Below are 19,822 nucleotides of genomic sequence, written 5' to 3'. Positions count from 1 at the left end.
CGTGATCGCTGCCGTCAGCGACGTCTTGCCATGGTCGACGTGACCGATCGTTCCGATGTTCACGTGCGGCTTGTTGCGTTCAAACTTGCTCTTTGCCATTTTCGGCTCTCCATCTGTGGCCCCTTGCGGGGTTCAATTCTGTTTAACGGGCGTCAGTTGGCTCCGGTCACTTCTGACCGGAGTACTTCGCCTGGATTTCGGTTGCGACGTTCGACGGAACCGGTGCGTAGTGATCGAAGACCATCGAGTACTGCGCGCGGCCCTGGCTCATGGAGCGCAGGTTGTCGACGTACTTGAACATGTTGGCCAGCGGGACGTTCGCGCTGATCACGACCGCGATGCCGCGGCTTTCCTGGCCCTGGATCTGCCCGCGACGGGAGTTCAGGTCGCCGATGACGTCGCCGACATAATCTTCCGGCGTCACGACTTCGACCTTCATCATCGGCTCCAGCAGCTGAGCGCCGGCCTTGCGCGATGCTTCACGGAAGCAGGCACGCGAGGCGATTTCGAAGGCGAGGACCGAGGAGTCGACGTCGTGGAAGGCACCGTCGATGAGCGTCGCCTTGACGCCGAGCATCGGGAAGCCAGCCAGCGGGCCGGACGAGAGAACGCTCTCGATGCCCTTCTGAACGCCGGGGATGTATTCCTTCGGAATGGAACCACCAACGATCTTGGACTCGAACTTGAAGTCGTCGCCATCCGGATTGGGTTCGAAGATGATCTTGACGCGCGCGAACTGGCCGGTACCACCGGACTGCTTCTTGTGCGTGTAGTCTTCCTCGTGCTTCTTCGTGATCGTCTCGCGATAAGCAACCTGCGGCGCACCGACGTTGGCTTCGACCTTGAACTCGCGACGCATGCGGTCGACGAGAATGTCGAGGTGAAGTTCGCCCATGCCGGCGATGATCGTCTGGCCGGACTCTTCGTCCGTCTTGACGCGGAACGACGGATCTTCAGCTGCCAGGCGGTTGAGCGCGAGGCCCATCTTTTCCTGGTCGCCCTTGGACTTCGGCTCGATCGCGATCTGGATGACCGGCTCGGGGAATTCCATCCGCTCGAGGATGACCTGCTTCAGGGGATCGCAAAGCGTGTCGCCCGTCGTGGTTTCCTTGAGGCCTGCGAGAGCGACGATATCGCCTGCAAACGCTTCTTCGATGTCTTCACGCGAGTTGGAGTGCATCTGCAGCATACGCCCGACGCGCTCGCGCTTTTCCTTGACCGTGTTCATGACCGACGTGCCCTTTTCGAGCTTGCCGGAATAGATGCGGGCGAAGGTCAGCGAACCGACGAAGGGGTCGTTCATGATCTTGAACGCGAGCATGGACAGCGGCTCGTCGTCGGAAGCATGACGCTCGATCTCGCCTTCCGTCTTGACGTCGATGCCCTTGATGGCAGGGATGTCGGCCGGCGACGGCAGGTAATCGCAGACGGCGTCGAGCAGGGGCTGAACGCCCTTGTTCTTGAAGGCCGTGCCGCAGAACATGGGATGGAACTTGACGTCGATGGTGCCGCGGCGAACGAGCGAACGGATCTGATCGTTGTCGGGCATGACACCGTTCAGGTAGTTTTCCATCGCTTCTTCGTCGATGTCGACAACGGTCTCGATCAGGAGTTCGCGGTATTCCTGCGCCTGGTCCTTCATGTCATCGGGGATTTCGACGACGTCCCACTGAGCGCCGAGCGACTCGTCGCGCCAGACAAGCGCGTTCATCTCGATCAGATCGACGACGCCCTTGAATTCCGTTTCCGCGCCGATCGGGAGCTGCATGACGACCGGGATCGCACCGAGGCGCGACTTGATCATGGACACCGAGCGATAGAAGTCAGCGCCGGTCTTGTCCATCTTGTTGCAGAAGATCATCCGCGGAACGTTGTACTTCTCGGCCTGGCGCCAGACGGTTTCCGTCTGCGGCTCCACGCCGGCGTTGGCGTCGAGCAGAGCGATCGCACCGTCGAGAACGCGCAGCGAACGCTCGACTTCAATCGTGAAGTCAACGTGGCCGGGGGTGTCGATGATGTTGAAGCGACGCATCTTGCCGTCGCGACCCTTCCAGTAGGTCGTGGTCGCAGCCGACGTGATGGTGATGCCGCGTTCCTGCTCCTGCTCCATCCAGTCCATGGTGGCAGCGCCGTCGTGCACTTCGCCGATCTTGTGCGACTTGCCGGTGTAGTAAAGAATCCGCTCGGTGGTCGTGGTCTTGCCGGCGTCGATATGCGCCATGATCCCGAAATTGCGGTAATCTTCGATTTTATATTCGCGAGCCATGATGGACTGCCTTTCGAGACGTTCGTCTATTACCAGCGATAATGCGAGAAAGCGCGGTTGGCATCGGCCATCTTGTGCGTGTCTTCGCGCTTCTTCACTGCGCTGCCGCGGTTGTTTGCGGCATCCATGAGTTCGCCGCAGAGGCGATCGATCATGGTGGTTTCGTTGCGCTTGCGAGCTGCGGCGATGAGCCAGCGGATAGCGAGAGCCTGACGGCGCTCCGGACGAACATCGACCGGAACCTGGTACGTTGCACCACCAACGCGGCGCGAACGGACTTCTACGTGCGGAGCGATGTTGTCGAGCGCCGAATGGAACACGGCGACCGGCTCCTGCTTCAGCTTGCCCTGGACGGCGTCGAAAGCACCGTAGACGATGTTTTCAGCAACCGACTTCTTCCCATGAAGCATGATGGCGTTCATGAACTTGGTGACAACGAGATCGCCGAACTTCGGGTCCGGGTTGATCTCACGCTTTTCTGCACTATGGCGACGGGACATATGTTTCGTCTCTCAACTTTATCTTTGTTTACCCAGCGAAATGGCGCTGGTGATCGATTACTTCGGACGCTTCGCACCGTACTTGGAACGGCGCTGCTTACGGTTCTTGACACCCTGGGTATCGAGAACACCACGGATGATGTGGTAGCGAACGCCCGGCAAGTCCTTCACGCGGCCGCCGCGGATCATCACGACGGAGTGTTCCTGGAGGTTGTGGCCTTCGCCCGGGATGTAGCCGATGACTTCGAAGCCATTCGTCAGGCGGATCTTGGCAACCTTACGGAGAGCCGAGTTCGGCTTCTTCGGGGTCGTCGTGTAGACGCGTGTGCACACGCCACGCTTCTGCGGATTTTCCTGAAGCGCCGGTACCTTGTTGCGCTTGACCTGTGCCTGACGCGGCTTGCGGATCAGCTGGTTTACGGTAGGCATATAACCATCCCTTGCAAAATCTTCGTTACCCTCTCGGGCGGATCAATGCCGTCTCCGGCTTTGCGTACGCTTGAAAATGCGCGAACAAGGGCCGATCCGCGTTTCAGCAGATGCCCCATGAAAAGCAGAGGACGCCATTTCGGGCGTCTTGCGTGCAGCATTCTTGGTCTTCAGCGTGCGTTTGAACCTTGTTTGAGGCGAACTCCAGAACGTGTCGTTCCGAACCAGCCAGCCTCACATGGGCTCCGATGAGGCGGGGTGTACTGTTTTACCCCCCTCCCGTCAAGGGCAAATCCTAAAGATTCTCCCGCGCTTGCGGCCCAAAAGCCCGCAATTGCGGGCTTTGTGACACCCTCCCCGGCGGCTCTCGCCCCCAGGCGCCAGTGACGACCAACAGGCATCGGGAGAATCGGCAACAGGAGATCTAAAGAATCGCACGCCTCAAGAGAAGCAGCGGGAACGAATTGTCGCGGCCGCAGCTTTTGCTATAGATCAGCCGATCGGCGCTCCATGCCGCATTATCAAAGACCCGACAAGAGGAGTCTCCATGACGGTCCTGCCCGACAATGACAACAATTCCGACGATCCGATGGTGTTCATCATCATCGGCAAGGCCTTCGAGCAGGATGGAGACGGCGATGGCGTCGACATCCATGTCGTGCTGCGTGCCGCGGATGACGACTCCGCCGTGCGGGAGGCCCTGAATGCCTTGGCCGAGGAAGGCTTTCTGGAGGCGGACCTCGACCAAATCGGGATGCTGGAAGGCGTGCCGGACGACGAGCCGCATGCTTCGGCCTACAAGGGCGCTCTAGACGGCGAAGTCGCGATCATCCGGTTCAACTGAGGTTATGCCGGGCCTCGCCCGCGTTCTTCTGCCAGATTGCTGGCTTATAAAGAGAAAGAGGGAAACGCTCCTGCGTGCCCCTCTTCCTTCTCGCCCTACTGTTCGAACTTCGCCTTTACGGCGTCCGCCTCCTTCGAGGCCTTGTCGCCCTTGAGGAGCTTCTTGTCTTCGCCGGTATAGATATTGCCCTTGTATTGGGCGTCGCTGTTTTCGACGTTCTTGGTCCAGATTTTCTTGCCGGCCTTGTAGAACTCGTTGCAGGCGTTCTCGTGGAAAGGCGCAGCCGTCTTCTTTGCGGTCCGCCAATCGATCTCGTAGCACATCTTGTTGCCGGTGACCGTCCATTTGCCTTCCCCGACGGCCTCGCTTCCCTTCTTCGGGTACAGGCCGATGACCTTTCCATCCGCCGCCCAGAAGGCGCGCGCGGGTTTCCAGTCGGTCGTGTTGCCGCTGAAAAGAGCCGTAACCTCCTCAGATGTAATCGCGGTCGCGGTCGCGGGCAGCTTCGCGTCGTTCTTCGCCGCCGCCGTCCCACTTGCAAGCAGCAGGCCCATCAGAGCCATCGCCACGGTTGTCGTCTTCATCTCCATCCCTCCGTTAGACCGTCATCCGGCAGCCACATGGCTGCCACGACGAGGCGGATCATAGAGCAGATGCCTCCATAAGCAATCTCGGATGCATGACTCCGCCTGCCCTCGGGTCAGCATTCAACGAAAAGGATGCCGCGGTGACCGCACGCAAAAGCCGCCCGGATCGCTCCGGGCGGCTTTGTCATATTTCGAACGCCTGCGCTTACTCGGCGGCTGCGTTTTCGGACGCCATGTCCGCGAGCATCGGGGTCGCGGTATCCGCACCCGTCGACTTGCGGCGTTCCTCGAGGATCATCTCGTCGCGTGCCGTGGCGATGCGACGGATCTGCGTCATGGTTCCGCCGGTACCGGCCGGAATGAGACGGCCGACGATGACGTTTTCCTTGAGGCCCTGGAGACCGTCGGTCTTGCCGGCGATCGCAGCTTCCGTCAGCACCTTGGTCGTTTCCTGGAAGGATGCGGCCGAGATGAAGGACGGCGTCTGCAGGGACGCCTTGGTGATGCCGAGCAGAACAGGATCGCCATAGGCCGGCTTCTTGCCCTGTTCGATCAGCTGGTCGTTGACGTCTTCCAGTTCGATCCGGTCCACGCTGTCGCCCACGATATAGGTGGAGTCGCCGGCGTCGGTGACTTCGACCTTCTGCAGCATCTGGCGAACGATCACCTCGATGTGCTTGTCGTTGATGACAACGCCCTGGAGACGGTAGACTTCCTGGATCTCGTTGACGAGGTAGGACGCCAGAGCTTCCACGCCCTTGATCGCCAGGATGTCGTGCGGCGCCGGGTTACCGTCGAGGATGTAGTCACCCTTTTCGATATAGTCGCCGTCCTGAAGGTGGAAGGGCTTGCCCTTCGGGATCAGGTACTCGACCGGTTCGACACCGTCTTCCGCCGGCTCGATCAGCACGCGACGCTTGTTCTTGTAGTCGCGACCGAAACGGATCGTGCCATCGATCTCCGCGATGATCGCGTGGTCCTTCGGACGACGCGCTTCGAAGAGTTCGGCAACACGCGGCAGACCACCGGTGATGTCCTTGGTCTTGGCGCTTTCCAGCGGCGAACGCGCGAGCACGTCACCCTGGGACACCTTCGTGCCGGGCTCGACCGACAGGATCGCATCGACCGAGAGAAGGAACCGGGCCTCGCCGCCACGCGACAGCTTGGCAACGGCGCCGTTCTTGTCCTTGATGACGATCGCCGGCTTCAGGTCGATACCGCGCGGCGTCGAACGCCAGTCGATAACCTGACGCTTGGTGATGCCGGTCGCTTCGTCCGTCGCTTCGAGAACCGAGATACCGTCGACGATATCTTCGAAGTGAACCGTTCCTTCGACTTCCGTCATCATCGGACGCGTGTAGGGGTCCCACTCCGCGAAACGCTGACCGCGACGAACCTTGTCGCCGTCGTCCACGAAGATCTTCGATCCGTAGGCGACACGCTGCGAGGACCGTTCCACGCCGCGCTCGTCCAGGATCTGGATCGCCATGTTGCGGCCCATGGCAATGAGGATGCCATCGGAGTTGCGCAGCATGTTGCGGTTCTTGATCTGGATCGTGCCTTCGTACGACGCTTCCAGGAACGACTGGTCGACCACGTTGGCCGTGCCACCCAGGTGGAACGTCCGCATGGTGAGCTGCGTGCCCGGTTCGCCGATCGACTGGGCCGCGATGACGCCGACCGCTTCACCCATGTTGACAGGGGTACCGCGGGCAAGGTCACGACCGTAGCAGACGCCGCAGACGCCGGTCTGGATTTCGCAGGTCAGGGCCGAGCGGATCCGGATCGACTGGATGCCGGCCTTCTCGATCTCGACAACGTCGGCTTCGAGGATCATGCGGCCTGCATCGACGATGCGCTCACCCGTGACCGGATGATCGATGTTGTCGAGAGCCGTACGACCCAGAACGCGGGCGCCGATGGAAGCAACGACCTGACCGGCATCGACGATGGCGGTCATGGTGAGGCCGTTTTCGGTGCCGCAATCCACCGAGTTGACGATGCAATCCTGCGCCACGTCCACGAGACGACGCGTCAGGTAGCCGGAGTTCGCCGTCTTCAAGGCGGTGTCTGCAAGACCCTTACGGGCACCGTGCGTCGAGTTGAAGTACTCGTTAACGGTCAGGCCTTCCTTGAAGTTCGAGATGATCGGAGTCTCGATGATTTCGCCCGAAGGCTTGGCCATCAGACCACGCATCCCGCCCAGCTGGCGCATCTGGTTCGGAGAACCACGGGCGCCGGAGTGCGACATCATGTAGATCGCGTTCATCGGCTTCTGACGGCCGTTGTCATCGAACTCGACGGCCTTGATGCGGGCCATCATGTCTTCGGCGACCTTTTCGGTGGCCTTGCCCCAGGCGTCGACGACCTTGTTGTACTTTTCGCCCTGGGTGATCAGGCCGTCATTGTACTGCTGTTCGTATTCCTTCACCAGCGACTCGGTGTCGCCGACGATCTTCGCCTTGGTTTCCGGAATGACCATGTCGTCCTTGCCGAACGAAATGCCGGCGCGGCAGGCATGGGCAAAGCCGAGCTGCATGATCCGGTCGCAGAAGATGACCGTGTCCTTCTGTCCGCAGTGGCGATAGACCGTGTCGATCATCTTGGAGATGTTCTTCTTGGTCAGTTCCTGGTTGCAGACGTCGAACGGCACGTTGTGGTTCTTCGGCAGGAGTTCGCCGATGAGCATACGGCCCGGGGTCGTTTCGAAGATCTTGGAGACCGGCTTGCCGTTCTCGTCGACCGACTTGAAGCGACCACGGATCTTCGCATGCAGCGTGACCGACTTGTTGTCGAGCGCATGGTGCAGTTCCCCGATGTCGGAGAAGGCCATGCCTTCGCCCGGCTCGTTCTGGTTCATGATCGACAGGTAGTAGAGCCCGAGAACCATGTCCTGCGACGGAACGATGATCGGTGCGCCGTTGGCCGGGTGCAGGATGTTGTTGGTCGACATCATCAGCACGCGCGCTTCCAGCTGCGCTTCGAGCGACAGCGGGACGTGAACGGCCATCTGGTCACCGTCGAAGTCGGCGTTGAACGCCGTGCAGACGAGCGGGTGCAGCTGGATGGCCTTGCCTTCGACCAGCGTGGGCTCGAACGCCTGGATGCCGAGGCGGTGCAGCGTCGGCGCACGGTTCAGGAGAACCGGATGCTCGCGGATGACCTCGTCGAGGATATCCCAGACTTCCGGCTTTTCCTTCTCGACCAGCTTCTTGGCCTGCTTGACGGTGGACGAGAAGCCCTTGGCGTCGAGACGGGCGTAGATGAAGGGCTTGAAGAGTTCGAGCGCCATCTTCTTCGGCAGGCCGCACTGGTGCAGCTTCAGTTCCGGACCCGTCACGATGACGGAACGACCGGAATAGTCGACGCGCTTGCCGAGCAGGTTCTGGCGGAACCGGCCCTGCTTCCCCTTCAGCATGTCCGACAGCGACTTCAGCGGGCGCTTGTTGGCACCCGTGATGACGCGACCGCGACGGCCATTGTCGAACAGCGCATCGACGGATTCCTGCAACATGCGCTTTTCGTTGCGGATGATGATGCCCGGCGCCCGCAGCTCGATCAGCCGCTTGAGACGGTTGTTACGGTTAATGACGCGGCGATAGAGGTCGTTGAGGTCGGACGTCGCGAAACGGCCGCCGTCCAGAGGAACGAGCGGGCGCAGATCCGGCGGGATCACCGGAACGACCTTCATGATCATCCATTCCGGGCGGTTGCCCGACTCCATGAAGTTCTCGACGATCTTCAGACGCTTCATCAGCTTCTTCTGCTTCAGCTCGGACGTGGTGTCAGCCATGTCCTGGCGCAGATCGCCAGCGATCTTCTCGAGGTTCATCGACGCGAGCATCTCGTAGATGGCTTCCGCACCGATCATCGCCGTGAACTGATCTTCGCCGAACTCGTCGACGGCGATCATGTATTCCTCTTCCGAGAGAAGCTGGTTCTCCTTGAGGGAGGTCAGACCCGGCTCGGTGACGATGTAGTTTTCGAAGTAGAGGACGCGCTCGATATCCTTCAGCGTCATGTCGAGCAGCGTCGCGATGCGGCTCGGCAGGGACTTCAGGAACCAGATGTGGGCAACCGGGGCTGCGAGCTCGATGTGGCCCATGCGCTCGCGGCGGACGCGCGACAGCGTGACTTCAACGCCGCACTTTTCGCAGATGATGCCCTTGTACTTCATGCGCTTGTACTTGCCGCACAGGCATTCGTAGTCCTTGATGGGTCCGAAGATGCGCGCGCAGAACAGGCCGTCACGTTCCGGCTTGAACGTCCGGTAGTTGATGGTTTCCGGCTTCTTGATCTCGCCGAACGACCAGGAGAGAATCTTCTCCGGCGACGCGATCGAGATGCGGATCGAGTCGAACGTCTGTGCCGGCATCTGCGGATTGAAAAGGTTCATGACCTCTTGGTTCATGCCTATCTCCTTTGGGGCATAGCCCCTTATCTTGAGCGAGGATGGCCGACATTTCTCGGGGCGTCGGCCCCTCTGCTCGTCAAACGGATAAAACCGCATCGGGTGCGGCTCAGCGGCCTGCCCCGTCATCGCCTGTGAGGACGACGACCGGCGGGACCTGCGCGCGCCTTGTTCAGGCGCGCGCGTCAATCGCGTTTTATTCAGCGGCGTCCGGCAGCTGTGTCGGCTGGAGGTCTTCAAGCTTCGAGTTCTCGAGCTCGACGGACAGGCCGAGAGAGCGCATTTCCTTGACGAGAACGTTGAAGCTCTCGGGAATGCCTGCCTCGAACGTGTCGTCGCCACGCACGATCGCCTCGTAGACCTTGGTGCGTCCGGCCACGTCGTCCGACTTCACCGTCAGCATTTCCTGCAGGGTGTAGGCGGCGCCGTAGGCTTCCAGAGCCCAGACTTCCATTTCCCCGAAGCGCTGACCGCCGAACTGGGCCTTGCCGCCGAGCGGCTGCTGGGTGACCAGCGAGTAAGGACCGATCGAACGCGCGTGGATCTTGTCATCCACGAGGTGGTTCAGCTTCAGCATGTAGATGTAGCCCACCGTGACCTGACGGTCGAACTGATCACCCGTACGGCCATCATAGAGCGTCGACTGACCGGAGATCTTCAGGCCGGCCTGCTCCAGCATCTCGTTGACGTCGGCTTCCACCGCACCATCGAAGACCGGCGTTGCGATCGACACGCCGCGGCGTGTCTGTTCGGCCAGACGAACGATGCTGTCGTCGTCGTAGTCCTTGATGGGCTCGCCCTTCGGACCGGATCCGATGACGCTGTCGATGGTGTCGCGCAGCGGCTTGATGTCGGCGCCTGCCTTGTAGGCGTCGAGCATGTCACCGATCTTGCGACCCATGCCGGCACAAGCCCAGCCGAGGTGCGTTTCGAGGATCTGGCCGACGTTCATGCGCGAGGGCACGCCCAGCGGGTTGAGAACCACGTCCACATGCGTACCGTCTTCGAGGAACGGCATGTCCTCGATCGGAACGATGCGCGAAACGACACCCTTGTTGCCATGACGGCCGGCCATCTTGTCGCCTGGCTGGATCTTGCGCTTCACAGCAACAAAAACCTTCACCATCTTCATGACGCCCGGAGGCATTTCGTCGCCGCGCTGGACCTTTTCGACCTTGTCCATGAAACGATGCTCGAGCAGCGACTTCGACTCGTCGTACTGGCCCCGCAGAGCTTCAATTTCGCCCTGAGCCTTTTCGTCCTCGACGGCGAACATCCACCACTGCGAGCGGGGATATTCGGAGACGATCGCGTTGGTCAGCTCCGTGCCCTTCTTGAAGCCCTTCGGACCTGCCACGGCGGAATGGCCGCGCAGCATCTCGATCAGGCGGGCATAGACGTTGCGGTCGAGGATCGCCTGTTCGTCGTCGCGGTCCTTTGCGAGACGTTCGATTTCCTCGCGCTCGATCGCCATCGCACGCTCGTCCTTTTCAACGCCGTGGCGGTTGAAAACGCGAACTTCAACGATGGTCCCGAACGTGCCGGGCGGCATGCGCATGGACGTATCGCGGACGTCGGAGGCCTTCTCGCCGAAGATGGCACGCAGAAGCTTTTCTTCCGGCGTCATCGGGCTTTCGCCCTTCGGCGTGATCTTGCCGACGAGAATATCGCCCGGCTGCACTTCCGCACCGATGTAGACGATACCGGCTTCATCGAGGTTCTTCAGCGCTTCTTCCGAAACGTTCGGGATGTCGCGCGTGATTTCTTCCGGCCCGAGCTTCGTGTCGCGCGCCATCACTTCGAATTCCTCGATGTGGATGGAGGTGAACACGTCGTCGCGCACGATGCGCTCGGACAGAAGGATCGAGTCCTCGTAGTTGTAGCCGTTCCACGGCATGAACGCGACGAGCGCGTTGCGGCCGAGAGCGAGATCGCCGAGGTCGGTCGAAGGACCGTCCGCAATGATGTCGCCCTTGTTCAGGATGTCACCGACGGTAACCAGCGGACGCTGGTTGACACAGGTGTTCTGGTTGGAGCGCTGGAACTTCTGCAGGCGATAGATATCGACGCCGGACTTGCCGGCCTCGAGCTCTTCCGTCGCCCGGATGACGATACGCGTCGCGTCGACCTGGTCGACGACGCCGCCACGGCGTGCCGCGATGGCAGCGCCAGAGTCACGGGCAACAACCGGCTCCATGCCGGTGCCAACGAACGGTGCTTCGGCACGCAGCAGCGGCACGGCCTGACGCTGCATGTTGGAGCCCATGAGCGCGCGGTTCGCATCGTCGTTCTCGAGGAACGGGATGAGAGCGGCGGCGACGGACACCAGCTGCTTCGGCGAAACGTCCATCAGGTTGATCTGGTCGCGCGGCGTCAGCATGACTTCGCCCGAGTGACGGCAGACGACGAATTCTTCCTCGAATTCATTGTCGGCATTCAGCACGGAGTTCGCCTGGGCGACGTGGTACTTGGCCTCTTCCATCGCGGAGAGGTAGACAACTTCGCGGGTAACCTTGCCGTCGACGATCTTGCGGTACGGGCTCTCGATGAAGCCGTACTTGTTGACGCGGGCGAACGTGGCCAGAGAGTTGATCAGACCGATGTTCGGGCCTTCCGGCGTTTCGATCGGGCAGATACGGCCGTAATGGGTCGGGTGAACGTCGCGGACTTCGAAGCCTGCACGCTCGCGGGTCAGACCACCCGGTCCAAGAGCCGAAAGACGGCGCTTGTGCGTGATTTCCGAAAGCGGGTTCACCTGGTCCATGAACTGCGACAGCTGCGAGGAACCGAAGAACTCGCGCACGGCAGCCGCCGCCGGCTTGGCGTTGATCAGGTCCTGCGGCATCACGGTGTCGATCTCGATCGACGACATGCGCTCCTTGATGGCACGCTCCATGCGAAGCAGGCCGAGACGGTACTGATTTTCCATCAGTTCGCCGACGGAACGGACACGGCGGTTGCCGAGGTTGTCGATGTCGTCGATTTCGCCCTTGCCGTCACGCAGCTCGACCAGCATCTTGACGACCGCCAGGATGTCTTCCTTGCGCAGAACACGAACCGTGTCCGGGCAATCGAGATCGAGACGCATGTTCATCTTGACGCGACCGACGGCCGAAAGGTCGTAGCGCTCCGCATCGAAGAACAGCGTGTTGAACATGGCCTCGGCCGAATCCATGGTCGGCGGCTCGCCCGGGCGCATGACACGGTAGATGTCGAACAGCGCGTCCTGACGGTTCTCGTTCTTGTCGACGGCGATCGTGTTGCGGATGTAGGCGCCGACATTGATATGGTCGATGTCGAGAACCGGGATCTCTTCGAAGCCCGCGCCGAGGATGACGCCCAGCGTCTTCTCGTCGATCTCGTCGCCGGCTTCCAGGAAGATTTCCCCGGTTTCCATGTTGACGAGGTCTTCGGCAAGGTAGTTGCCATAGAGATCGTCGTCGGACGCCTTGATCGCCTTCAGACCCTTCTCGGTCAGGGACCGGAGCAGGCGCGGCGTCAGCTTCTTGCCGCTTTCCACGACGACTTCGCCGGTATCGGCGTCGATCATCTCGGTGATGGCCTTCTGGCCCTTCAGGACCTCGGGCTGGAACGGAATCCGCCATCCCTTGCCATCACGCTTGTAGAAGGACTTGGTGTAGAACGTCTCGAGGATCTCCTCGCCGTCCATGCCGAGTGCCATCAGCAGGGACGAGACGGGGATCTTGCGGCGACGGTCGATACGCGCATGAACGATGTCCTTGGCGTCGAACTCGATGTCGAGCCAGGAACCGCGATAGGGGATGACGCGCGCAGCAAACAGAAGCTTGCCCGACGAGTGGCTCTTGCCCTTGTCGTGGTCGAAGAACACGCCCGGCGAACGGTGCATCTGCGAGACGATGACGCGCTCGGTGCCGTTGACGATGAACGTGCCGTTGTTCGTCATGAGCGGCATGTCGCCCATGTAGACGTTCTGTTCCTTGATGTCCTTGATGGACTTCGCACCCGTATCCTCGTCGATATCGAACACGATGAGGCGCAACGTCACCTTGAGCGGCGCCGCATAGGTCAGATCGCGCTGACGGCATTCATCGACGTCGAACTTCGGCGGCTCGAATTCATAGGAAACGAATTCCAGCATGGACGCGCCGGAAAAGTCGCTGATGGGGAAGACGGACTTGAAAACCGACTGCAGCCCTTCGTCAGGACGGCCACCAGCCGGCTCCTTGACCATCAGGAACTGATCGTAGGACGCCTTCTGAACCTCGATGAGGTTCGGCATCTCTGCGACTTCGGGGATTTTGCCGAAAAACTTGCGTACGCGCCTGCGACCGTTAAACGTAAGGGTCTGAGCCATCGTCGCTCCTTCAATATGTGCATCCGGGCCTGCAACGGACGGGGATCGATGGCCAGTCGACCCCGTCTAAGATGGATTGTTCAATCTCGTCTCGCGGTCCGGGACACAAAGCGCGGAATGCCGTGTCGTCCAGGTACCGGGACCATCCTCTTGAAGAACCCATTACCGAAAAGCCGAATTTTTGGGGGCTTTTGGGTAATACGTTCGAAAAACGGTCAAAGAGAGGCAGCCCTTTCGGGCCGCCTCTCTCCGTCATAAAGCCAGATTACTTGACGTCAACCTTGGCGCCAGCATCTTCGAGCTTCTTCTTGAGGTCGGCAGCTTCAGCCTTGGAAACGCCTTCCTTGACGGCCTTCGGAGCAGCTTCGACCAGGTCCTTGGCTTCCTTGAGGCCGAGGCCGGTGATCGCGCGGACTTCCTTGATGACGTTGATCTTGTTAGCGCCGGCTTCAGCCAGGATAACGTCGAACTCGGTCTTTTCTTCTTCGACGGGTGCAGCAGCGCCAGCGCCGCCGGCAGCAGCAACGGCTACCGGTGCTGCAGCGGAAACGCCCCACTTTTCTTCGAGAAGCTTCGACAGTTCTGCAGCTTCCAGAACGGTCAGCGAGGAGAGGTCTTCAACGATCTTAGAGAGATCAGCCATTGTCTAGTTCCTTTTGTTCAATTCGAACCGATGTTGATATAAACAGCGAAAAACCGCCTTACGCGGCTTCTTCGTCCTTCTTGGCATAGGCCGCGAACACGCGGGCAAGCTGGCTTGCCGGTGCTGCAACAACGCCTGCGATACGGGTAGCCGGGGTCTGGATCATGCCCAGCAGCTTTCCACGCAGTTCATCCAGCGAAGGCAGGGTCGCAAGCGACTTGACGCCTTCCGCATTCAGCGTTGTAGTGCCCATGGAACCACCGAGAACAACGACCTTGTCGTTGGTCTTGGCGAAATCCACGACGACCTTGGGAGCCACGATCGGGTCATTGCTATATGCAATGAGCGTCTGACCCTTGAAGAGATCAACGATCCCTTCGGACTCCGTACCCTGAAGGGCAATCTTGGCCAGGCGGTTCTTCGCGACTTTGACGGTGCCGCCAGCTGCGCGCATCTTCGAACGAAAATCGTTCATTTGCGCAACGGTGACGCCGGCATAGTGGGCCACGACAACCGAACCGGAAGCCTTGAAGACTTCGTTCAGCTCCGTGACGAATTCGCGTTTTTCCGCTCTTTCCACTGCCTATCTCCAGTTGGCAGACCGCAATCCTGCAGGCCTGCCGGGTTTGCCTTTGCCGCGCGGGATCTTTGACGATCCCGGGCGACGCTCGAGGATCCTGTCCCCTGCGAAGCGCCAAAGGCGCTCACAAGGCAAGCCGAGGTTCGAACCGATGTTTCCCGCAGGCCGTGGCCTCGGGACAAATTCGGGTCTCACCCGTCTCATGCAGGCATCAGTGATTAAGGGATAACCACCTGCAATCTCGGACAGGAGTTCCAGGCCGAAGCCTGGATATCCGGCCCCGAAGGGCCGGAATTCGTAACCGGCAGGGCCTGCGCCCTACCGACACATCAGGCGACGCTGAGCGTCGACAGATCGATCTTGACGCCCGGACCCATGGTCGAGGAAATCGCGATGCGCTTGACGTAGTTGCCCTTGGCACCTGCCGGCTTCGCCTTCACGACCGCATCCGCAAAGGCGCGGATGTTTTCTTCCAGCGCACCCGGTGCGAACGAGGCCTTGCCGATACCGGCATGGATGATCCCCGCCTTTTCGACGCGGAACTCGACAGCACCGCCCTTGGATGCCTTGACGGCGCCGGTGACGTCCATGGTCACGGTGCCGACCTTCGGGTTCGGCATCATGCCGCGCGGGCCGAGAACCTTACCGAGACGGCCGACGAGCGGCATCATGTCCGGCGTGGCGATGCAGCGATCGAAATCGATCTTGCCACCCTGGACGATCTCGACGAGATCTTCGGCACCAACGACGTCTGCACCGGCAGCGCGGGCTTCGTCAGCCTTTGCGCCACGTGCGAAGACGGCAACGCGAACGTCGCGGCCTGTGCCGTTCGGCAGATTGACGACGCCGCGGACCATCTGGTCTGCGTGACGCGGGTCAACGCCGAGGTTCATAGCAACTTCGATGGTCTCGTCGAACTTGGCGATCGCCCGTTCCTTGACCATGCCGATGGCGTTTGACAGGCTGTAGATCTTCGTGGGATCGACGCCTTCGCGGGTCTTCTGTACGCGCTTTGCAAGCTTTGCCATCTTACGCCACCACTTCCAGACCCATGGCGCGGGCGGAGCCCTCGATCATGGTCATTGCGCCTTCGATATCGGCTGCATTGAGGTCCTTCATCTTGGCTTCGGCGATCGACTTGATCTGAGCCTTGGTGAGGGTGCCGGCAACGCCGCCCTTGCCCGGAGTCTTGGAACCCGAGGTGATCTTCGCTTCCTTCTTGAGGAAGTAGCTGACCGGCGGCTTCTTCATCGCGAAGGTAAAGGACTTGTCCTGGAAGTAGGTGATGACGACCGGGATCGGCATGCCCTTTTCCATTTCCTGCGTAGCGGCATTGAACGCCTTGCAGAATTCCATGATGTTGATGCCGCGCTGACCAAGTGCAGGACCGATCGGCGGGGACGGATTGGCCGACCCTGCCTTCACCTGCAGCTTGAGCTGGCCCATAACTTTCTTAGCCATTACTCTCTGCCTTTTCTCTGTCCCGGGCTCCGGATGGCCCCGAAGGGCGCACCGCAGACCGGGCGTTTGACCGGTTTCCCGATCACGGATGCCATATCGCGATGCGATGCGGCGGCTGCGGTTGCGTGGTTCGGTTGTCGGGTCCGGCTAAGAGCCCGTCCCCTTCCACGCGAATGGCGGCGCAAGCGCCGCCTGATAGCCCGCCTTGCAGCAGGCCGTCATGACGTCGGCTCAGACCTTTTCGACCTGAGCGAATTCGAGATCCACCGGCGTAGCGCGACCGAAGATCGAAACCTCGACCTTGAGACGAGCCCGCTCCTCGTCGACATCCTGAACGATGCCGTTGAACGAGGCGAAGGGACCGTCGGAGACCCTGACCTGCTCGCCGACTTCGAACGAGATCGACGGCTTGGGGCGGTCCACACCGTCCTGAACCTGGCCAAGGATGCGCTCGGCTTCATGGTCCGGGATCGGAACAGGCTTATTGTCGGAACCAAGGAACCCGGTGACCTTCGGCGTGTTCTTGATGAGGTGATAGGCCTCATCCGTCAGGTTGGCGCGAACGAGCACGTAACCCGGGAAAAACTTGCGCTCGGCATCGACCTTGCGGCCGCGGCGCACTTCCACAACCTTCTCGGTCGGAACGAGGATCTTTTCGAACAGATGGCTCAACCCCTTCTGCTTGGCCTTCTCTTCGATCGACTCGGCGACCTTCTTCTCGAAATTCGAATAGGCGTGAACGATATACCAACGCGGAGCCATGTTCATTCCCACTCGATTAGATGCCAACATTGAGGACGAGGCCGATCAGCCAGCCCATCAATTGATCCGCAGCAAAAAAGAACGCCGCAGCAAGGATGACCATGATGAACACCATCAAGGTGGAAATCACGGTTTCCCGGCGCGAGGGCCATGTCACTTTTGCCGTCTCGGAGCGGACCTGCTTCAGAAACGTTACGGGATTAGTCTTCGCTGCCATTGAATGCTCACGCCTTGACGGCCCGTAAAGCTGAACGCTCAGCCCCACGCGCCGCGTGTCTGTTGGACCCTACATAAAGACCGATTCTGAAAATCACAAGGACTTTCCGATCTTTTAAACGAATTCTGCCATCAGCCCCGGGCTTTGCCGAACGTGCACGGAGCATGTCAGCGGGGCATTTTTCCAGAGGTCACGGCGGGTATCACGGTATATGGCAAACGCCATCAAAACATATGGCAGGGGCAGCCGGGCTTGAACCGACGACCTGCGGTTTTGGAGACCGCCGCTCTACCAACTGAGCTATACCCCTTCGCGTCACGCCGGAACAGCTCCTTGGAGCGTATCGTCGTCGTGTCGACCGTGCGCTCCTTTAAGACGCGCGCGCGGGATTGGCAAGGGCTCTTTTGATCTTTTCGCCCTCGCCTTCGCGCGGCACCCGACGGGGCGGTGTCGATATTTCCGCTACCAGGTGAAGGCATAGGAGAGGCCGATGCTGGCCTGCCGCTTCGTCTCGAAGGGCGCGGCGAGCGCCGCCGTCATGTTCATCTTGCGCGTGATCTGCTGCTCGACGCGGACGAGATGGGTGATGCCACGGGTGTCAGACGCATATTGGCCCTCCGCCACAATGGCTGTCCCGGTCGCCAGCGACGTCAGGCGCGCAGCCTGATGGACGGTGACCGCGTCGCAGCGCTTCAGAAGTCTGGAACAGACGAGATTGACGCCGCGGACGCGTTCCAGATCGAAGGCTTCATTGAGAATCCGCTTCCGCGTCGTGCTGACATCGACATGCCCGCTTCCGCTGCGCGGATCGAACGATCCGTCGATGGACCGGCTGGTGACCAACGCGGTGCGGACCCCGCTCCGAGAGGCGACCCGCGCCCACACGTCGACAGGCGCATCCTCGACACGGCCCGAGCGTGTGGCGGCGACCGCGACGTCCGCCCCGGCACTTGCCTCGCCAATGGCGGGCAGCTTGACGCCCATCCGCAGATGCAGGCCATTATCCCCCATCCGTGTCGGTTGCCAGATCAGCCGATCCGCCGCGGAGGCCGCCGGAAGGTGCGCAAGGCCTGCAAAGGCAAGCCAGGCGACGGAAAGCGCCGCCCCGGACTTCATCTTCATCGAAGGGTTCCACCGTTCCGGGCGCGCCATCGAGAGAACCGACGCGAGAGCCCTGCCATGATTCATTGCCTGGAACGCGGACCGCACAGGCAAGGTCGATACCGCTCATCCGGCCATCGCCGAAGCGGAGGTCCTCAACATGAGCGTTTCTTGTATCGGCGGTACATAGGCTGAACAGCCAAGGGGCGGAACCCCAAAATCTTGTCGGTCATTCTGAGGATGGGGCCGCCCGGTCAGGTGCGACCGGGCCCATGCCCCTAGAAGGGCGTCATCGAACGCCCCGCAGGTCAAGGAGAAACGTGGCGTCAGCCAGATTGCTTCACGTACTTGCGCCAGTCATGCTCCTCGCGAAAGCCGAGCACGTCCCGGATCTTGCGATTCGACAGCAGGCTTTCATAGGTCCCGAGCTCGCGGGAGACCGACACATTGGGAAAGTGATCCCGGAGCAGGTCAGCCGTCGGTGTGTTGGCGGACGTGGTGTCGTTGGCCGCGTTGAAGACCTGGAAACCGAGGCCGTCCTTCTCGATGGCGAGCTTGCAGATCTGCCCGAGATCGCGCGCGTCGATATAGCTCCAGGCGATGCGCTTGCGAATGGTCGGATCGGCGAACCAGGTCGGGAACATCGCATATTCATGCGGTTCGATCACGTTACCGATGCGGATGGCATAGATATCGATGCCGAACCGCGCTGCGAACGCCCGCGCCGTCTTTTCGTTCAGCACCTTCGACAAGCCGTAGCTGTCCATCGGGTTCACATCGTCGTCCTCTTCCAGCGGGAAGTGGGCGACGTCCCGGTGTCCCTCTGCAAAGCAGATGCCATAGGTGGTTTCGCTGGATGCGACGAGGATCTTGCGTACGCCGAATTTGGCAGCGGCCTCGATGACGTTGTAGGTACCGATGGTGTTGATGCGGAAGGTCTCGTTGTCGGGCTTGATCAGGATGCGCGGGATGGCCGCGAAATGCACGACGGCATCGTAGGTGCGCATGCCCCTGCCCTTGCCGATCGGCGCGCGATCGAGATCCGGCATGTCGGCATGCATGGACAAGGCGTTGAACACCTGGCCGCTGTCGGTGATGTCGACAATGAGATTGGTCACGCCGGGATGGTCCAGCGGCACGAGGTCGAGATTGTGTACCTCGTAGCCCGCCTCCACCAGATAGGGCACGACGTGGCGGCCGGCCTTGCCCGCGCCGCCGGTGAACAGAATGCGTTTCGTCACGTGAAATCCTCCAGAATGCCAAGGCGCAACTAACGCATTGGCGGCAAAGGACAAGTGGTTTGCGAAAGCGCGTCTCTCCGTTCCCGACCTGCCGCAGATGCGCGTATCGGAAGCGGCAGCCCCGATGTGCGAATTTCTGATCCCCGAAAACGACAAAAGCGCCACCCGAAGGCAGCGCTTTCCAGACGTCGGATGTCACGACGTCATGGCGGATGCGCCATGCCGTCGCTCGTTTGAAGTTTACTCGACGATCGAAGCCACGATGCCGGCGCCGACGGTGCGGCCGCCTTCGCGGATAGCGAAGCGCAGCTTTTCTTCCATCGCGATCGGAACGATCAGCTCGACGGCAACGGTGACGTTGTCGCCCGGCATGACCATTTCCGTGCCTTCCGGAAGCGTCACGATCCCCGTCACGTCCGTCGTACGGAAGTAGAACTGCGGACG

16 protein-coding genes, 1 tRNA gene and 1 pseudogene are annotated in these 19,822 nt (G+C 60.6%); 1 reads left to right on the top strand and 17 read right to left on the bottom strand.

The window, feature by feature from the left end:
- From ASG25_RS22180 to rpsL, 4 genes are all read right to left on the bottom strand, one after another.
- On the bottom strand, positions 1 to 99 hold a 99-nt coding region (locus ASG25_RS22180; RefSeq protein WP_141681087.1), incomplete at its 3' end, for a GTP-binding protein.
- Positions 100 to 166: 67 nt separating this feature from the next.
- Positions 167 to 2,266, bottom strand: a complete 2,100-nt coding sequence (gene fusA, locus ASG25_RS08350) for an elongation factor G (protein ID WP_062472492.1) — start codon at positions 2,264 to 2,266, stop codon at positions 167 to 169.
- A gap of 29 nt (positions 2,267 to 2,295) precedes the next feature.
- Entirely contained in the window at positions 2,296 to 2,766 is a 471-nt protein-coding gene (rpsG, locus tag ASG25_RS08345) for a 30S ribosomal protein S7 (RefSeq protein WP_018325882.1), read from the bottom strand.
- A gap of 57 nt (positions 2,767 to 2,823) precedes the next feature.
- Positions 2,824 to 3,195 carry a 30S ribosomal protein S12 gene (gene rpsL, locus ASG25_RS08340; RefSeq protein WP_003507760.1) on the bottom strand — a complete coding sequence of 124 codons (372 nt, stop codon included), beginning with the start codon at positions 3,193 to 3,195 and terminating at the stop codon, positions 2,824 to 2,826.
- Positions 3,196 to 3,742: 547 nt separating this feature from the next.
- On the opposite strand from rpsL, the gene ASG25_RS08335 reads away from it, so the two are divergent.
- Positions 3,743 to 4,039 (top strand): hypothetical protein, encoded by a 297-nt coding sequence (locus ASG25_RS08335; RefSeq protein ID WP_062472490.1) that lies wholly within the window; start codon positions 3,743 to 3,745, stop codon positions 4,037 to 4,039.
- A gap of 95 nt (positions 4,040 to 4,134) precedes the next feature.
- Here the strand turns inward: ASG25_RS08335 and ASG25_RS08330 are convergent, their stop codons facing one another.
- The 13 genes and pseudogenes from ASG25_RS08330 to tuf all read right to left on the bottom strand — a co-directional run.
- On the bottom strand, positions 4,135 to 4,623 hold the full coding sequence (locus ASG25_RS08330; protein WP_162242174.1) for a DUF995 domain-containing protein: 489 nt from the start codon (positions 4,621 to 4,623) through the stop codon (positions 4,135 to 4,137).
- Between the two features lie 208 nt (positions 4,624 to 4,831).
- The gene (gene rpoC, locus ASG25_RS08325) at positions 4,832 to 9,037 is read right to left on the bottom strand and encodes a DNA-directed RNA polymerase subunit beta' (RefSeq protein WP_062472486.1); all 4,206 of its coding nucleotides are present in this window, start codon (positions 9,035 to 9,037) and stop codon (positions 4,832 to 4,834) included.
- Positions 9,038 to 9,233: 196 nt separating this feature from the next.
- Positions 9,234 to 13,373 (bottom strand): DNA-directed RNA polymerase subunit beta, encoded by a 4,140-nt coding sequence (rpoB, locus tag ASG25_RS08320; RefSeq protein ID WP_062472483.1) that lies wholly within the window; start codon positions 13,371 to 13,373, stop codon positions 9,234 to 9,236.
- Between the two features lie 265 nt (positions 13,374 to 13,638).
- Positions 13,639 to 14,016, bottom strand: coding sequence for a 50S ribosomal protein L7/L12 (gene rplL, locus ASG25_RS08315; RefSeq protein WP_062472481.1), 378 nt, complete (start codon positions 14,014 to 14,016; stop codon positions 13,639 to 13,641).
- Positions 14,017 to 14,074: 58 nt separating this feature from the next.
- The gene (gene rplJ / locus ASG25_RS08310) at positions 14,075 to 14,596 is read right to left on the bottom strand and encodes a 50S ribosomal protein L10 (RefSeq protein ID WP_062472478.1); all 522 of its coding nucleotides are present in this window, start codon (positions 14,594 to 14,596) and stop codon (positions 14,075 to 14,077) included.
- A 329-nt stretch (positions 14,597 to 14,925) separates the two neighbouring features.
- Positions 14,926 to 15,624 (bottom strand): 50S ribosomal protein L1, encoded by a 699-nt coding sequence (gene rplA / locus ASG25_RS08305; protein ID WP_062472476.1) that lies wholly within the window; start codon positions 15,622 to 15,624, stop codon positions 14,926 to 14,928.
- A 1-nt stretch (position 15,625) separates the two neighbouring features.
- Entirely contained in the window at positions 15,626 to 16,057 is a 432-nt protein-coding gene (rplK, locus tag ASG25_RS08300; RefSeq protein ID WP_062472474.1) for a 50S ribosomal protein L11, read from the bottom strand.
- Between the two features lie 231 nt (positions 16,058 to 16,288).
- Positions 16,289 to 16,819, bottom strand: coding sequence for a transcription termination/antitermination protein NusG (gene nusG, locus ASG25_RS08295; RefSeq protein WP_062472494.1), 531 nt, complete (start codon positions 16,817 to 16,819; stop codon positions 16,289 to 16,291).
- Between the two features lie 16 nt (positions 16,820 to 16,835).
- On the bottom strand, positions 16,836 to 17,036 hold the full coding sequence (gene secE, locus ASG25_RS08290) for a preprotein translocase subunit SecE (RefSeq protein ID WP_062472472.1): 201 nt from the start codon (positions 17,034 to 17,036) through the stop codon (positions 16,836 to 16,838).
- 234 nt (positions 17,037 to 17,270) lie between these two features.
- Positions 17,271 to 17,346 (bottom strand) — tRNA-Trp (locus ASG25_RS08285).
- Between the two features lie 152 nt (positions 17,347 to 17,498).
- Positions 17,499 to 18,158, bottom strand: coding sequence for a hypothetical protein (locus ASG25_RS08280; protein ID WP_062472468.1), 660 nt, complete (start codon positions 18,156 to 18,158; stop codon positions 17,499 to 17,501).
- Between the two features lie 305 nt (positions 18,159 to 18,463).
- A complete protein-coding gene (locus ASG25_RS08275; protein ID WP_062472466.1) occupies positions 18,464 to 19,378 on the bottom strand; it encodes an NAD(P)-dependent oxidoreductase in 915 nt (304 codons plus the stop codon).
- Positions 19,379 to 19,618: 240 nt separating this feature from the next.
- Positions 19,619 to 19,822 (bottom strand): annotated as a pseudogene (tuf, locus tag ASG25_RS08270) (elongation factor Tu); the annotation flags it as partial.

It is taken from the genome of Rhizobium sp. Leaf384 (assembly GCF_001424065.1).
Classification (GTDB): domain Bacteria; phylum Pseudomonadota; class Alphaproteobacteria; order Rhizobiales; family Rhizobiaceae; genus Ferranicluibacter.
This window is presented reverse-complemented; position numbering and strand designations above follow the sequence as displayed.

Bases quoted from the DNA above. Each gene is read 5' to 3' on its own strand.
- fusA (WP_062472492.1), bottom strand. From the start codon at position 2,266: ATGGCTCGCGAATATAAAATCGAAGATTACCGCAATTTCGGGATCATG.
- rpsG (WP_018325882.1), bottom strand. From the start codon at position 2,766: ATGTCCCGTCGCCATAGTGCAGAAAAGCGTGAGATCAACCCGGACCCG.
- rpsL (WP_003507760.1), bottom strand. From the start codon at position 3,195: ATGCCTACCGTAAACCAGCTGATCCGCAAGCCGCGTCAGGCACAGGTC.
- ASG25_RS08335 (WP_062472490.1), top strand. From the start codon at position 3,743: ATGACGGTCCTGCCCGACAATGACAACAATTCCGACGATCCGATGGTG.
- ASG25_RS08330 (WP_162242174.1), bottom strand. From the start codon at position 4,623: ATGAAGACGACAACCGTGGCGATGGCTCTGATGGGCCTGCTGCTTGCA.
- rpoC (WP_062472486.1), bottom strand. From the start codon at position 9,037: ATGAACCAAGAGGTCATGAACCTTTTCAATCCGCAGATGCCGGCACAG.
- rpoB (WP_062472483.1), bottom strand. From the start codon at position 13,373: ATGGCTCAGACCCTTACGTTTAACGGTCGCAGGCGCGTACGCAAGTTT.
- rplL (WP_062472481.1), bottom strand. From the start codon at position 14,016: ATGGCTGATCTCTCTAAGATCGTTGAAGACCTCTCCTCGCTGACCGTT.
- rplA (WP_062472476.1), bottom strand. From the start codon at position 15,624: ATGGCAAAGCTTGCAAAGCGCGTACAGAAGACCCGCGAAGGCGTCGAT.
- rplK (WP_062472474.1), bottom strand. From the start codon at position 16,057: ATGGCTAAGAAAGTTATGGGCCAGCTCAAGCTGCAGGTGAAGGCAGGG.
- nusG (WP_062472494.1), bottom strand. From the start codon at position 16,819: ATGGCTCCGCGTTGGTATATCGTTCACGCCTATTCGAATTTCGAGAAG.
- secE (WP_062472472.1), bottom strand. From the start codon at position 17,036: ATGGCAGCGAAGACTAATCCCGTAACGTTTCTGAAGCAGGTCCGCTCC.
- ASG25_RS08280 (WP_062472468.1), bottom strand. From the start codon at position 18,158: ATGAAGATGAAGTCCGGGGCGGCGCTTTCCGTCGCCTGGCTTGCCTTT.